This window comes from Agaribacter flavus (assembly GCF_042646125.1).
GTDB classification, from domain to species: domain Bacteria; phylum Pseudomonadota; class Gammaproteobacteria; order Enterobacterales; family Alteromonadaceae; genus Glaciecola; species Glaciecola flavus.
This window is the reverse complement of the sequence record NZ_JBHRSW010000011.1, coordinates 42,715-59,170: the sequence shown is the minus strand read 5'-3', so window position 1 is coordinate 59,170 and position 16,456 is coordinate 42,715. Positions and strand designations below refer to the sequence as shown.

Here is a 16,456-nt window from a genome sequence, read left to right as displayed (position 1 = left end):
AGCAAAAACCCAATAAAAATACTAAGCGTAATCCGCGTTGCAAATTATAAGTCATCTTCACGTACATCATGTATTTGCTCGGGCTTGTTGTAACGAACCGGCAGGGCATCACTCAGGGCACGCAAACTCGCTTGTACATATTGATCATAAATGCCGGATTTCACTCTACTAAGGTTGGCTTCGTGTATTTCAATGGCCGTTTCTTCAAAGGGATAAGCTTGTTCTTCTAATAAAATATCGTATTGCGAAGCTTCCAAAGCACTCATGTTTTTTGGACGTTCGGAGTCCATCAAGTCCTCTGCTAGGGTCGCGTACACAAGCGCTAGGCGGTAGTTGGCTTGAGTGGTAAATTCAGCGACAGCAAAAGACATGACTCTATCGAAGGCCGCGGTGGTGTTACTTAAAGCTTTTTGCTTTTTAGCTAGACTCTTATTCAACGGCACAGATAACTTTATTTCTTTGTAAGCATGATAAGCATCTTCGGCGAATACCATGGCGGACATAGCGGCAAGATAACGTGAACGAGACGTACCTACGCTGTGCGGTGAAAGTGTAGGATTGGCATTAACAAGTTTCATTTGCGCTTGCATCATTTTGTTTAGCCAATATCGACGCTTACTGTCTTCCTTTGAAGCTAGGTAAAATTCACTTAGTTTATACCTTGCCTCATTGGCCTCCGGTAAGGAGTCAGCAAAGGCATGGGCAAACCGACGATAAGTGTCGAGCGCCATATCTCGATTGTTTGCTTTTTCAAAATACTCTGCTGCAGAAAAAAGTTGCGATTTTGCATTCTCCGACGTTTTATCCTCAAAATATTGGGCAAGAAGAATAGTGGCTACTGCTTCCCAATCTTCCAACTGTTCATAAGCAAACAAAAGTTGCGGCTCTATGCGCTCAGTTAAAGCATGTTCTGGATAACTTTGAGCGAAGTCTTTCCATAAAGCTATCGCCTGTTCCCAATTTCCTAACAAGGCATGGTATGTCGCACTATCAAATTGTGCTAATTCACGAATCGTCACAAATGAGGGGAGTGACAATACGCGTTCAAGATGAGCCAATGCAGCTCGCAAAGCTAACTCGCTTGCGACAGATAAGTTCGGTACTGCAAAATCTAGTTCAGCGATCGCCTCGCTTCCCATTTGTGCAGCCAACAATTCTGCTTCGGCTTGTTTGAACATGCTTGCGCCTAGTGCTTCGGTCAACGATAAATAGCGTGTATCCTCTGCAGATAAACCACTCAGCACTTGCGTATAAAAATGTTCTGCCCGCGCATACTGTTGGACGGCGTAATGGCTATGTGCACTTACTAAGAATGCTGATTCTTGTTGTTCACTGGTTATATCATGCTCGGTAGTCAGTTCATTCAACACCCAATCTGCCCAGCCAATCGCTTCGCGGTAATGCTTGGAAGCGTGCAAACTCTGCATAAGCATTACGCCGATATTTATTGCCCGTGTATCAGAGATAAAATGCTGAACAAAACGGATTTGTGCTTGTTGCAAGGATGTATAAATTGACGACGATGGTAAATTTAGTTGACCGTTGCTTTCATTGGATAAATGGTTCTCGAGGCCTTGCTCCTCAATTCGCTGCCATGCAATTAAACTGGCATAAGCCGCTTCTGCTGCCATGGGATTAACTTGATCTATATACGCATAGGTATCAAATGCTTGAATTGCTTCGGAATAGTCATTTAAAGCAAACAAAGCTTCTGCCATATAAAAGCGTGTCTGCGCTAATTCAGCTCGCATATCGGCTTCATTTTCCACACTTGCAACAAAACTCTGGTAGTACAAAACCGCTGATTGATATGCGTCATTTTTAGCTTGAACAAGCGCTGAATCTGACATTTGTTGTACAGATGCGACAGACATGGTTTTTGTAGAGGCAAACGAACCATGAAAATCTGTAGCTATTCGCGCAGATTTGCTAGTTGAGTTTGCTCTCTTCGCTAATACACTTTCGAAATACTGAGCAAAACTATGCTCAGTTTGCGCAAGTTCAGGCAAATACTGTTTTAAAAACGGTAAAGCCTGCTGACCAATGGGAGAATACACATTCTCAACAACGCCGTTGCCAAGCCCATATTGCGCGACAAAAGCCTGTTTTGCTGCTAACACTTTGGCGGGATATTCACCCAAAATAAACGCATCAATATGACGAACAAAAAAGGGCACTGCTCGTGGGTGCTCAGGCCATGCCTGTGCGAACGCCAACAATACCTCAGCGCTGTCTGAATAGCGGTTATCATCGAGGTATTGCTGTGCCAGTTCGTCGTAAACTAAATGTTGATAAGCTTGCTCACCCTGTTGTTGATAAAAGGATGCAATCGCGCTGGCACTGCCTTTATAAGAAAAGGTCATCGCCATAACACGTAAACTGTCTTCCACCAAGCGCAATGCCCCTTTGCTCATCTCCAACTCTGCTAAATTTGCAATATCACTTAGCTTAGATTTGGGTAAGCTGTGGGCGAGTAAACGATTAAAACCAATGAGGGCATTGTCATATTCGTCGAGCTTAAAATAACTCCACCCAAGCATGTATGCAGATATGCGGTAAAACTCCGTGTAGGAGGGAAAGGCCAGCACTTCTTGATAGTAATTGATCGCCTTGGCGTACTCTTGCTTCGAAAAATAGTGCTCGCCAATACGAAACCAAAGCTCAACATGTCTGTTTGTTACAGCAAAGCTACTAGGATGAAAACTCGCAATAAATTCTTTAGCCGCATCAACACTTTGCTGTCTTTCACCCGCAAGATCCAAGGCTCTAGACAACTGATACATCGCGTCCATTAATTTAATGTTTAATGCTTGTTGGTCTTCACTCAGTGCTTGCCCTGGCGCAGCTTGCACGACTTGATGATGATTCAATATGTTCAAATACGATGCAATGGCATCATCAAAAACCGGCTTACCTGATTGGCTGCTGCCTTGCTCGATGGTTTGTTCGGCTAACAGCATTTCAATGTCAGCGAGGCGAAATCTAATCTGTTTTTTTTGCTCTTCGTCTACAACCAGAGAGAGTAGATCGTTATATTCTTTCTTCTTTTCGAGCAAGGATAAACGGGGTATCACTTCTTTGGGTAATTTCGCTGTTGGCGTTTGTGGCGTTCTCACGGGTTGCATGTGCAACGCGGATAGTTTAGGTCGCAAACTGCCTCCTGCCACGAGCTTTTCTCTCTCTTTTATTTGTAACTCACTCAAGGCCTCTGGATTTTGACGCGACTCTTCGTTTTCCCAGTATGGCAACCCACATGCATAAAGGTTGATACTCAGGCAAATTACCGTCATCGTACGCGCTATTTTATAGCTCATTGTACGCTTACCTCAGCCTGTAAGTCTTGTAGCCGAATTTTGGCCAAACGCGTATTGACCCACTGTGTCTTGAGTTGATCGCGACGTTCATCGATAATTGCTAGCAAGACCTCCCGCAGTTGCGTTTCTGCTCGTGAAAACAAAGTCTTCGCTTGTTCCTCTCGTCGCACTATCTCGCGTTCGATAGCGGTCATATTTGACTGCTCGACCGTATTAAATGCACGGCCTTGCTTAAGTCCACTGATTTTTGTTAGCGCATGTTGTGCAAGTGCAGCCTCGTTTTTAGCCTTATCAAAGGCACGCAAATGCGCCCAACGTTTAACAATGTAACTGTCTTCCATTTGCCATCGTAAAATGCCTTCAATGCGCGTAATCCGCTCTTGATAACTTGCTTTTAATGGCCGATTACGCGGAGGATCGGCGAGTAATCGGGAGTGCCTCTGTTTTGCCTTGCCCAACCGTTGCCAAGCGAGACTCTGCGCTTTACTCATCATTGCCAAGGACAAATCATCACGTTCAAGCTGATTAGTCGGATGTAAGCGTGAACGCAAGCGCATTAAAGCATCTTGTGTATTTGCTATATCAGTCGTAAAGGAAGTGGTAGAGAGGCGATCAATTTTGCTTTGATAGTGTTGTTTTCGCTCGTTTGACAGATCCTTGAGTACACTTAATTGACGAGACTTACTTTGCAGGCTGTCGAGTACTTCTTGAAGCTGTTTACGTGCAGACAGCAACTGTCTAACCGATACCGATTGACTCGTTTTACTTGTGTCCTTAGCAACAGAGTTAGACATCAAAAACGACCGTTTTATATCGGTAAGTGCAGCTGGCCATTGCGTGTCATCATCAAAAATAAGTGAAGAGAATGCCGGTTCTTCTACTTGATCCGAAAAGCTCTGTAGATGCTCAAGCGTACTCTCTATCTGTGCACTCGTATCGTCAAGCGCGTAATACGCTTCGACAAATTGACCTTGTTGTTGAAAGGCATAAGCCAGACCATAACTCGCCTGCAATTGATAAATACCAAGGCTATGTGTGCGCAAATACTGCCAAATATCGGTTGCACTCGACCAACGATTTTGTTGTGCATGCGCCCAACCCAAGGTCAACATAGCTTGTTGAGTGTCGCCACTATCTGCAGAAATATTGCGAAGCACGGCCAATGCATGCTCATCTTCTTGCTGTTTTAGGAGGCTATAAGCTAAATGCAAATTAAGCCTATCGAACAAAGCGTCTTGCTCCAGTCTCATCCACTTTTCTTGTTCTATTTGTTGACGTCGCGCCGCCTTTGCATTTGGATCGTCCGAAAACCAGCGCCATGGTGTAATGAGTACCTTTAGCGAATGCGCCAGTAAGCGACCGCTGGATTGTGTGCGGTCAAGCCATGTGTCTTGACGTTGTTGATATGTAATGAGGGCTTGCTTTGCCTGAACATAGCGCTCACTAGCGCCAAAGTAATTGCCGCGATTAAATGCTTGCCCCGCCGCGTTGGCGTGCAAATAGGCAGGATAAATACTTTCTTCACTCAAGTCCGGCAAAAGGCTTTTCCAATCCTTGCCCTCTTGCATCATAGCGTGCGCAGACATATATAGCAGCTCTTGCCAATGCTCGAACGCTAATTCTTTTGCGAGTCGATGCGCAGAAATAGCATCATAAGCACGTAAACTAAGCTGTGTTTGGCCGGTTTCGAAGGCCGTTTTCGCTAACCAATACCAAGTATGAGCATGAATATACTGCGAACTATTTTTGTTTAACAAATGAGTAAATTTATTTTGTGCTTGACTGTTTAAACCGAGATTCAAAAGCGCAGCACCTTGTATCAAGGTCAAACGGTCCTGATCCACTTCATCCAATAAACCAAAGCCATGTTTGCGTTCAGCACTTTCCATCACATTCAGTGCAATAAGGTAGTTTTCTTCAAAGTACGCATACATCACATGATAAAAATCCGCGTACACTTTCGCTTTGCTGACGGGTATGTCTTGTTGAACAAAAGGGGCTTCAGACTCCTGAGATAAAGCCATTGCTTGTAAATGAAGGCACAGTAAAGTGCTAAATAATAAGAAAGCCCTCACAAACCTACACTTATAAAAGTTTAGCCGAAAACTCAGGCTGTTGTTTGGTACTGGAGTCGGTAATCCGAAGTTCCAAAGCAAGGGGATCCTCACCCTTACTAACATCAATGCTGACTGCGCGTTTGTACTCGCGTTGCTCTGGTCCCTCGCCAATAAAATAGGCGGTAATTTGATGATCACCTTGTGCAATATTCCCCACATACAAACGTTGCACCCCACCACGTCCCAGTGCTTTGACTTGACGCTCGGTGTACAAATAATGAGTAACAACTTGGTCGTCTATACGCAGTTCTACCGCATCCAACACAAAATACTCACCAATATCTATTGCCACATAAACAGCAATTTGTGTTGATGCAGGAAACAGCAAGTCTTCTTCAAGAATAAATAAATCTCTGTTCAATTCGACCATGGCTTGGCGCAAGCTTTCTATTTCATCAAGCAAGCTAGAATCCGTTTCGTTTGGACTGTTTTTTTCTTTTGGTTCCTGAGCGTCGGCAAAGAAGGTGATTGCCAACAAAACGATCGCCAAATAAACAAAAGGAGATAATCGAGAAAATAGGCGCATAATCAATACCAAACCGAAGCGTAAATTTTAATTACATTAGCAGAGAAGCTGAACAGAGGTTCTTGACCAACGGCGGCGTCGGCGGTCACATCTCTAAAATTATCGTAGTCAAACCGCATATAATCGAATTCAGCATGCAGACTACTTTTCTTAAATGTCGCTGTTTGTGAAAACTGCCATTCATAAGCGAGATGCAAGCCTGCGGTTATGCCAGTATAAGTACTCAGTTCTTTGTCTCGCGCCATAAAGTTAAATTCATTGGGGCGAGAGAACAGATCTTGATAAAAATCGGCTTTTTCTTGACTGTAATGGCGCACAAAAACATCAAACACCCACGCGTTAACTGGATGGATATAGCCCAATTTATAGTTATGCGCCTTAATGCCCCACGAATCATCATAAATCCTTGCATCTGCGTATAAGGCCGCGCGATACGGCAAGTAATAATTTGCATTCAACGAATAAGCGTTAGAAGAGCGCGTATTTGGATACTGCTCGCTCGAAAACCGAAAGCCTCGTTCACTAGTACTATCCGCAAAACGAATGCTGCGATAGGGATTATTTAAAAAACCTTCGTCCGATATGTGCTCAGCACTGAAGCCCATTATCAAGTTTTTGGTCATGATTTGGGTAAAACCAAAGCCAAATTTTTGTCTGTCCGCTTCTTCCTGAAAATTGTCATCACCTCTGCGTCCCACTTCGTCCCACCCTTTTGACCAAGACAGTGACACGGTACTGAGATCACCGAAAAAATCTTGGCTCAAACCGACGTAAACAGAATTGGCTTCAAAATCATTTTCAGAACTGTTGGTATAACTCACACTGAGTAGGGTTTTATCATGCAGAAAGTCCCCGCCTAGTGTTGTTTCTTTGCGCTCTTCTTGGTAAGGGGAAGCCGTGGCTCGCACGTCGATAGATGCGCCGCTTACCGTATCAACATAGTAATTCGCACTCAAGGAAACCTGTTCTCCTACTTGTTTCCGCAGCAAAATTGAGGGACCATCAATGCTGACACCGTCTCCAGAGTACTTGTGGTACATCACATCTGCTCTTTCCTGAGGTAATACAGCAGCGTTTGCGACCACCGGCAAGATGAGTGCAAAAAAGACAAGGCTGCAAACAAACTTTGCTTTCAGAAAATCCAGCATTACCGAGAGACCTTGTCGGGTACTAGTTGCAACCACAGCCACCCCCAGCTGAACCGTCTGCTCCGCGCGCACCCTCTCGGGATTCGTGAACATGTTTAGCATAGGATAGGGCAATGGGATTTCGACCTACCGCCATGATGGGATCGGCTAAATTACTGCGTTCATAGGGTTTGACCCATGGCTCTATTTTAAATCTAGCCCAAAATGAAGCTTGAGTATCTGCTTGTGTTTCGCCCTCTTTGAGCGCTTGCCCCAGCTCAGGTGAGATTGGCTTCGAACTCGAGGCACATGCACTCAAAGACACAAGACACACAAGTGCAAAAGCGGATTGTAGAGATTGGCGCATATTAGCTAATTCTCCCGAATGCGTTTATTCGCGCAAAAGCATTTTAATGGCTTTTTCGTACTTGTTTTCATCACCTGCTCGGTAACCCAAGTGAACCAAGCGTTGCTTGCCGTCTCTATCCACTAGTACGGTTGTCGGCATAGCACTCACGTCATACAGTTGACTGACTTCTCCGTTTGGGTCGTATAGCACGGGAAAGCTCACTTCTATATCGTTTAACAAAGTATCCGCACTGGCGGAGTTTTCATCAACATTGACTGCCAGTATTTCAAAGCCTAAATCTTGATATTCTTGATAAAGCGCCTCCATCTCAGGCAGTTCCTGCCTACATGGACCACACCAACTTGCCCAAAAGTTTATCAATACCATATTGCCTCTTTGCTCAGACAGGCGAATATTGCCCGACTCTTTGCTTTTTAAGGTAAAATCTGGCGCAGTTTCCACAGCACTGGCTTGAGAAACTGCCAGTAAAGCGCCAAGGCTTAAACTGGAAATAAAGAAGTGAAAGGCTTTTTTCATCGTCGTCTCGCTCAAAAGAAAAAGGTAGTTGAGAGCGTGAACGTCAAATTGTGCACGCTTTTTTCCGTACCAATAATATCGCTGTCGAAGACGTGATCACGTACATCAAATCGTACCGATAGATAATCTGTAACAAGTAAGCGGTAGCCGGCACCTAGCGAAACAGTAAAACGCTCGTCACCCGCAAAGTCAGTATTCCCTGCGCCCAAAGATAAGAAAAAATCAGTATTAAACACGAGTTGCTGGGTAAAAAAGACTTCTCCGTTGAAGTTATATGCAATGGCGAGATCATAATAGCGGTAGTCTCTTTCCTCCTCAGTCAGAAAAGGCGCACCACCGGACAAGATTTCAAAACTGGTTTCGCCTGCAGTAGCTTGTCCAAAACTGGCTTCAATGAATACGTTTTCGTTTACGTGATAAGCCAAACGCGCACCAACAACAATGTCAGAAGAAAAATCTTCAATACTAATGACGCCAGCAAATGCACTTACTTCAAAGTTTTCCGAATCAATGTCAAACTCATCAATGCTCCTGCGCTCAATATTTGGGTCAATCGCTGAGGGCTGAGTACTTTGAGCATGCACGGCAACACCGCTCAAGGCAAAATAAAGCGCAAAAAAACAAAGCCAAGTTGAGAGGCCGCAACTCTGTCTATTTACCGTTTTTTTTAAAAGTCTACGCATTGATTTACTCATTATTTGTTTACTATGTTCGCTTTAAAAAAACACACTCGCACCAACGAGCCATTGATCGAGACGCGCTTGCTCATCTCGATCAGTGAGTGCAAGAACGCTGCGATATTCCGCTTTAACTAAGACGCCATCACTTAAGTAATAGCGCACACCTACGCCTAATTCGTAATGATTGCTCTTGCGTACCTCATCTCCAGATTGCACTAAGTTTGCTTTGGGCTTGGTGCGAATTTCTCCAGTGCCTAAAGCTAAATAAGGACTGATTTTCCAAGCAGGAAAAACGGTATGGCGCATGCGAACCGACCACAGCTTGTTGTCGGAAAAATCCCCCAACGCTTGGGTATAATTAGCATCTACCGCTAGATTTTTTGTCCACACCCAAGTGCCCGTAGCAGAAAGCGCAGCGGTATTATCTAGTACCCCCCCCATTACCGTAAATTCAGCGTGCCGTGTTAGGTAATCATCAAAACTTCCACTTGCAGGCTTGAGAGCAAGCCCGTCTTTTAGCACGGTTGCGGTGAGTGCCTCGCGAAAAATCCATCCTTCTATTTGTCTTTTTGGCGACGCGACAGAACGAATCTTGTACCAACCGGTACGCGCTTTGAGAATATCTATTTCATCGCCTTTACTGAGCACGTAAAAAACGGGGAACTCGTCTGCAGGCCCCGAGTGGACGTTTATGTAAGGAGAAGTAACGGTTACTCTCAATTCATCCGCACTGGCAATAAATGCACAAAAGTACAAAACCAGAAGTAGCGCTACAGACCTATACAAAATCAGTCCTCAGGGGTATCAAAGGGGTTGTTGTAATATTGACCACCAAGATCTATCCATTCTGCAATGAGTCGCAACTCGGCGTCAGAAAGCCAGCTTTGGTGGCTGCCTGTTTCGAACACTGCAAAGAATCTGCCACTATTTAGGGCACCATTTACATTAAGACTTGGATTAACACGAACTGTACGAGTAAGCGGAATCGGTTCACCTGCTGCATCTAAAACAAGCTCGCCTTCGTCGTCTCTTTCAAATACCTGTGCACCGTTACCGTCAAGCACTGGCACTAAGCGATCTAGCAGCACACCATTGAGCAATTCTTGTTCATTATCATTAAATAAGAGTTCTCGATAACTACTCAAAAAGTCGCTATTTTCAATCGAGGCTGTCGCCGATAAATCCAATTGAGCATCGGGCACCCTTGGGGCACCATCGGCATCGTTAACACTGTGACAAGCAATACAGGTGTAGTCTTCGATAACATTGGATTCACTGTCGAGAATTTGACGAGAAAGCGAAAACAAAGGTGCAATATGATCAGGAAAATTAATGACCGCACGGCAAACGGCTGACCAGTTTTGTGCGCAAGATTGTGATATTGGCAATGGTGTATTTAAATCAGCATACGCCAGAGAAAAACTCGGTTCGGGGGGCTGTTGCGCGGAGTCAACCCAAATATCCTCAAATTCTATATCAGGCTGTAGTGTCTCTGTACCATTGAGACGGGCAAGCGTTTGCGCCATGGTTTCCCCAAGGTCGGCGAAAAGTGCGGGGTTCGCACCGGGAAACCCCTGCCCAGTAAGAGCTGCACCTTGATTAATTGAGACAGTTTGTGCGTCGATACGTCCGTGAGGTGCTTGGCTGTCTCGACGGTGACAACCGATACAAGACTTTTCTTCGCCGGGCATAAGCTGCAACCAATTGTTGTGCCGTTGCGAAAGGCGTTTACCTTGCGCATCAACAACACTAATAGTAAAGGGCACTTGCGCGGGTATGGCCACTTGTACCGAACCATCCGGTTGTATTGGTGTGTAGCCGAGTATTTCGCGCATAAGTTGATTTCTCGACCGACCAAAAGCAGATGAAGCAAAGTCGAGTGTGTCATCGTCAGGTATTGATACACTTTTTTCAACACGTAAAAAACGCGCAAGGCGCTGACTCGCCATTGTTTGCGAAGGATCGGCTGTCACCGACAAGCCAAAAGGACTGGTGTCTGCACCGTCCACATCGTAAACACTACTGATATGCAACACCCCCATACCCGCATCAAGCAAAGCGTGATTGCTACGGTCAATATTTGAACTGGGATTAGCTGGGAAAGGGCGATCCTCCATCGCGACAAGTTCACTCACTACCCGATCGAGCACCGGTAAACCCAAGGAAAGCTGGGTGTTCTGCTCGGGATCAAACATCCATAAACCGTACACTGGAGGCGCGGCTTGGTAGGCTTCGTCGGCAATGTTTTCTGCAGTACAAGCTGCGATAGTACGGTTGCTTTGCGTATCTGCGTTCATGCTCCCGTCGTCAACGCTGTTGGTCTCTTCACCTGAAGGTGCGTATAAACGGCATTGGCTCCAACTATATATTACCCGCCCGCTGCCATCCCATAGGGGGTACAATGCATTAATAAAGCCGGCGGCCGAAATGCCTCCGCTTAAATCAATGCCATCAATCAAGGCACTTTGCTGCGCCACACTACTTATTGCTGGCATGCTGGCAAAAGGCTGTTGATAGTCAACGAAATTATTAATATCAATGGTGACGAAATCTGTCCCCATCCGCGGATTTGAAAACGACTGTAGACCCAACAACACTTGGCCATCAGGATTTACGCTGGCCTTTACGTATTGAACATCTCCCGCGCCTTCTATAATGTCGTGACTGTGCCGTCCATAGACAATTTCCAAATCACTGCCGTCAGGGTTGATTTGGTACAGATTCATTCCTTTGTTGCCATTATTCTGATCCCAGCGACTAAACAGCACTTTGCCATTGGGTAAAACCAAAGGATCCAGATCATGACTCTGATTAAACGAGATTTGTTGAATATTGTCACCGTCAGCATCCATAATATGCAGCACCGAGGCGTGGATATTCAAACTTTCTTCTAGCCCAGCATATTGTGGTTTGCCTTCATCCAGTAGCCTAGCCTGATTACCACGTTGACGTGTCGAGCTAAAAATAATCCTGCCGTCAGCCAAATAAACAGGCCCCGTGTCATGACCAACTTCTGCGACCGTGTCTGATTCGATAATACGCCGTAGGGTATCTGAGCGGCGATCATACTCCCACAAATTCCAAGTAGGAGCTGTTTGCATCGAAGGTAACTCGGGGGCTCTCACGCTAAAAATCAGACGATTTCCCGAATAATCAGCTTTGAGATCTTTGATGTCGAAGGGTAAAACTTGCCCATCCTCGTCTAAGGCCTCGGGAAATAGTCTTTGGCTAATATCAACAGGAATAGCAGAAGCATTCGCGCGCTGTTTTATAAACAAGCTAGCGCCGGGAATAAACTCAGTTGGGTCACCCAGAGAGCGAATCGGATCGCCGCCAGAAACACTTAAATCTCGTTCAATATACGCGATCGGGACGTCGACCACGACTGGATCTGGAGCCTGTGTTTGGTCGGTAATGTTTTCGCCACTACAAGCGCTTAACACTAACCCCAAGGCACTAAAAAACATTGCTCTTTTGCGTGTCCGTCTGAGATTTTCGCGCTGGTTTTGATGCATACAATTACCCAGTTTAGCTGTGCTGCTTATGGTGACCGCTGGAGTGCATATCTCCCCCAAGTATTTTAGTAGCATAACGATATCTACCAGCCCTTAATAGTGTCTCAAAATAACGACTGCCAAGGTTTTTTAAGGGTTTTGAGGGAATAGCCACAGCAATCCATCTTGTTCAATTACACTCATTCAGCTTTGCAGGCGCAGCAGCACAATACAATCTTGGTTTTTATATTTAGGCATAAATCTCAATACTATTTACGGAATGTCGTGTTTGAGCCATTAGGTGTCGATAGATAGCAACACTATTTATTTAAAAAAACCAAGCAACGAATGACTTATCTTAATAGTTTCATGAACTTAATAGAATTGGCCTAAGATTTGATACTTTGACTAACGCAATATGCCAACCACTTGATGCCAGATTCGTGTTCGACATGGATGAGAGTAATTCGCGTATTGAAGATCAGACGACACAGTAAAGTCCTATAACCATATCGCTGACGCAAGGCTGTATAAACTACCCATGTTGGCTGTACGAGATCGCAACACGGGAGTAGTTAGCATGCATCGCACAAAACCATTCAATCAGCGTTTATACCAGTGCGTTTTTAGTCTGGCTAAAACGTCATTGCTGCTACTTATCTGTATGCTAGGTCACAGTTTTTCAGCAAATGCTAACAGCCTCAGCCAAGCCAAACGGATGCATGACAGACTCGTAGGCGTGCCTCCGAGTGAGCCTGTGTTACAGGAAATGCGTGCACTTATTGAGGCAGGCGATCCTCTAGCCGCGGCCTCAATCGCCATGCAAAACCCATCGTTTTACAATATTACTTTGAAGCACTGGATCAGCCCTTGGACAAACGAAGAGGGCGATATTTTTGCCCCACTTAACGACTATTCTGCTACCGTAATCGGGATCATAAGAGACGATTTAGACTTTAGACTTATCCTCAGCGGTGATCTTATTTATACTGGTGCAACAGCTGGTGTACCAAGTTATGCAGTAGACAACAACGACCACTACGCCGCGTTGGAGCAACGAGGCATAGATCTGTCAACTGCGCTTATACAAAACACGCAATCCGCTCTTCTTGGCTTACCACCCGAGGCTACAGCGGGAGTCATGACTACTCGTGCAGGGGCTAAAGCATTCTTCAAGGATGGTACCAACCGTGCAATGCTTCGTTTCACACTCATCAATCATTTATGCACCGACCTTGAGGCACTAAAAGACACCAGCCTGCCACCTGATCGTATTCGACAAGACTTAAGCCGAAGCCCAGGTGGGGATAGTCGCATATTTGCAAACTCCTGCGCGGGTTGCCACAGCGGAATGGATCCGCTAGCACAAGCCTTTGCCTACTACGAATACAACTATGATGTTGACAGCGATCCTCAAGGTGAAAACGGGCGCCTGCAATACAACAGAACTGGCGAAAATGATCCAGACACTGGCACGCGGGTCACCAAAAAACACCGTATTAATGCCAACAACTTCCCCTTTGGTTATGTCATTGAAGATGATCGTTGGGACAACTATTGGCGACAAGGTATCAATCAAACACTCGGTTGGTCAACGCAACTTCAAGGCTATGGATATGGCGCAAAAAGTATGGGAGAAGAGTTGGCGAACAGTCAGAAATTTGCCCACTGCCAAGTAAGTAAAGTATTTGAAAACATATGCTTACGACCTGCGCAAGATGCAGCTGATTGGCAACTGATTGATGAGGTTAGCAGGCAATTTATGCAAAGTGGTTATCTAATGAAACCAGTCTTTGCTGCAACCGCTAACTATTGCAAAGGAGAATGAATATGATTCATCATCGCAAGATATTCCTACTCCTAAGTGCTGCGTCGCTGATAAACGCATGTGGTGGTGGCGAAACACAGGTACAAGAAAACCCAATCCCCCCGCCAAACAATAGTCCCGTGCAAAATTACACGGGCCCAGCTGCTGCAACCGAAGATACACAGGACTTTAAAATAAATGTTTGGGACAACATTGCCACTGCGGAAAAATGTGGTGCCTGCCACATTCAAAATCAACAATCCCCTACCTTTGCACGAAACGACGACATTAATGAAGCCTATCGCATTACTAATAGCTTGATAGATAAGGCTAGCCCTCGTGATTCCTTACTGATCACCAAAGTGGCAGGCGGTCATAATTGTTGGTTGAGTAGTGTCGAAGCCTGTACTGACTTGATGAGTACTTGGGTCGCCAATTGGTTAGATACCGAAGAGACAAGCACGCAAATTGTGTTGGAGCCACCTGCCCCCCGCGCCGTTGGTGCCAACAAGAACTTTCCCGAAGAGCCTTCGTTATTTGCCGAGAATTTGCATCCTTTGTTGCAAAGTAACTGCAGCGAATGTCACAGTAGCACGGCGGCTATCCCAATTTCACCTTATATCGGTTCGGCTGACATTAGCGAAGCGTACCGAGCAGCGATACCTAAGCTAAATTTAGACAGTCCAGCAAACAGTCGGCTGGTTGTCCGCGTGGCAGAGGAGTTTCACAATTGTTGGACTGATTGTGCACAAGATGGAGAGAGCCTGATAGCGGCCATACAAGGCATGGCGAACTCGATTCCCGATACAGAACTTGATAGTGGTCTGGTGGCATCGCATGTAAGTTCAATGCTTGAGGGAACCTTAGCGAGTGGCGGCGGACGATTTGAGGCAAATATCATTGCAAAATGGGAATTTAAGACCGGCACTGGCAACACGGCCTTTGACACCAGTGGGGTATCACCTGCGATTAATCTGACACTTTCGGGCGGCTACGATTGGGTTGGTGGTTTTGGTATTCAGCTCACCAATGGCAAAGCGCAAGGCACAACCAGTAGTAGTAAAAAACTGCATGATTTAATCACCGCCACTGGCGAATACGCCATAGAAGCGTGGATTGCACCCGCCAACGTGACGCAAGAAGGCCCAGCTCGTATTGTGACTTACTCAGGAGGTGACGAGCGCCGTAATTTCATGCTCGGGCAAACGCTCTACAACTACAATGCGGCTTTGCGGCACACGAACACTGACGGCAACGGCGAACCATTTTTAAGTACCGATGACGCCGACCAAGACTTACAAGCCGCACTGCAACATGTTGTTGTCAATTACAGTGCCGCTTCAGGGCGACAAATTTTTGTTAATGGGGAATTCTCCGGTGATGAAGACGATGTTTCGGGTGGCCTACTCAATGATTGGGACGACAGCTTTGCATTTGCACTGGGTAGCGAAGTCAGCGGTCGCTATCCTTTTGCCGGCACGATACGTATGGTCGCGATTCACAACCGCACACTTTCTGCCGAGCAAATTGAGAGCAACTTTGACGCGGGTATAGGGCAGAAATTTTATGTCATGTTTGGTATTAGCGAAATCATTAATGCCGAGCAGTCTTACATTGTATTTGAAGTCAGCCAATTTGACTCTTTTAGTTATCTATTTGCCGAGCCAAGCGTCATTAGCCTCAACGAAAACACAAGCTTGGACGGCATTCCCTTGATGGGCATGCGCATCGGAATAAATGGACGAGAGGAAAAAACGGGACAGGTATTTGCAACACTCAACAAAAATATCGACACCGCGAGCAGCACTCTGAACTCATTTGGTGCTATTCCAATATCACGACAAGGTACAATTATACCGGTACAAAAAGGCCCTGAGCTTGATGAGTTCTTTTTAAGCTTTGACACCTTGGGCGATATACAAAGTACGCGAGCCGAACCCACCCCACCCGTGTTAGCCAGCCCTCAAGACTTGCCCGCGCAGGCAGAACTTGGCGTCCGCCATTTTGCGGAAATTAACGCTAGCATGGCGGCATTAAGCCAAGTTGACCCACAACAAGAAGACGTGCTTGCAACTTATACGCAACTCAAGCAACAACTACCTAGTGTGACTGGACTCAGCAGCTTTTTAGCCTCCAATCAAATGGCAATTACACAACTGGCAATTAAATACTGTGATGCCTTGGTTGAGGATAACCTTTTACGCACTGCGTATTTCCCCAATATGAATTTTGCATATGATGCAAACGGAGGATTTAACGAGACGAGTAAGCAGGCCATCATTTCTCCCTTACTCACCAATATGATTGGCGGTGATGTGGTAGGGCAACCCAATTCGTCCGAACTCACAGCAGAAATCAGCGCACTCATTGACAAACTCAGTGCCTGTTCGTTTACCAATAGTTGTGATGCCAATACGACGCCCACCGTGGTTAAAGCCAGTTGCGCAGCGGTTTTAGGTAGCGCTGCAGTAACCTTACAATAGCGCTGTCGAGGAGAGAAAAAAA

Annotated in this window: 11 protein-coding genes; 2 read left to right on the top strand and 9 right to left on the bottom strand. The window is 45.6% G+C overall.

Features of this window, described 5'->3' with window-relative positions:
- Positions 1 to 44: 44 nt before the first annotated feature.
- From ACFOHL_RS07505 to ACFOHL_RS07465, 9 genes are all read right to left on the bottom strand, one after another.
- Positions 45 to 3,314, bottom strand: coding sequence for a tetratricopeptide repeat protein (locus tag ACFOHL_RS07505; RefSeq protein ID WP_376919600.1), 3,270 nt, complete (start codon positions 3,312 to 3,314; stop codon positions 45 to 47).
- The gene (locus ACFOHL_RS07500; protein ID WP_376919599.1) at positions 3,311 to 5,338 is read right to left on the bottom strand and encodes a hypothetical protein; all 2,028 of its coding nucleotides are present in this window, start codon (positions 5,336 to 5,338) and stop codon (positions 3,311 to 3,313) included. The genes ACFOHL_RS07505 and ACFOHL_RS07500 overlap by 4 nt, the downstream gene beginning before the upstream one ends.
- Positions 5,339 to 5,399: 61 nt before the next feature.
- Positions 5,400 to 5,957 carry a hypothetical protein gene (locus ACFOHL_RS07495; protein ID WP_376919598.1) on the bottom strand — a complete coding sequence of 186 codons (558 nt, stop codon included), beginning with the start codon at positions 5,955 to 5,957 and terminating at the stop codon, positions 5,400 to 5,402.
- Between the two features lie 2 nt (positions 5,958 to 5,959).
- Complete coding sequence (locus tag ACFOHL_RS07490; RefSeq protein ID WP_376919597.1) at positions 5,960 to 7,105, bottom strand: DUF3570 domain-containing protein; 1,146 nt, start codon at positions 7,103 to 7,105, stop codon at positions 5,960 to 5,962.
- Between the two features lie 22 nt (positions 7,106 to 7,127).
- On the bottom strand, positions 7,128 to 7,451 hold the full coding sequence (locus ACFOHL_RS07485) for a DUF4266 domain-containing protein (protein ID WP_376919596.1): 324 nt from the start codon (positions 7,449 to 7,451) through the stop codon (positions 7,128 to 7,130).
- 24 nt (positions 7,452 to 7,475) lie between these two features.
- On the bottom strand, positions 7,476 to 7,970 hold the full coding sequence (locus ACFOHL_RS07480; protein ID WP_376919595.1) for a TlpA disulfide reductase family protein: 495 nt from the start codon (positions 7,968 to 7,970) through the stop codon (positions 7,476 to 7,478).
- 11 nt (positions 7,971 to 7,981) lie between these two features.
- Positions 7,982 to 8,653: an outer membrane beta-barrel domain-containing protein gene (locus ACFOHL_RS07475; protein ID WP_376919594.1), complete on the bottom strand. Its 672-nt coding sequence runs from the start codon at positions 8,651 to 8,653 to the stop codon at positions 7,982 to 7,984.
- Between the two features lie 33 nt (positions 8,654 to 8,686).
- A complete protein-coding gene (locus ACFOHL_RS07470; protein ID WP_376919593.1) occupies positions 8,687 to 9,436 on the bottom strand; it encodes an SH3 domain-containing protein in 750 nt (249 codons plus the stop codon).
- Positions 9,437 to 9,438: 2 nt separating this feature from the next.
- Positions 9,439 to 12,165, bottom strand: coding sequence for an HzsA-related protein (locus ACFOHL_RS07465; protein ID WP_376919592.1), 2,727 nt, complete (start codon positions 12,163 to 12,165; stop codon positions 9,439 to 9,441).
- Positions 12,166 to 12,724: 559 nt separating this feature from the next.
- Between ACFOHL_RS07465 and ACFOHL_RS07460 the strand changes: the two genes are divergently transcribed.
- Both ACFOHL_RS07460 and ACFOHL_RS07455 read left to right on the top strand, forming a co-directional pair.
- Complete coding sequence (locus ACFOHL_RS07460; RefSeq protein WP_376919591.1) at positions 12,725 to 13,972, top strand: hypothetical protein; 1,248 nt, start codon at positions 12,725 to 12,727, stop codon at positions 13,970 to 13,972.
- Positions 13,973 to 13,974: 2 nt separating this feature from the next.
- Entirely contained in the window at positions 13,975 to 16,434 is a 2,460-nt protein-coding gene (locus tag ACFOHL_RS07455) for a LamG domain-containing protein (protein WP_376919590.1), read from the top strand.
- Positions 16,435 to 16,456: the final 22 nt, after the last annotated feature.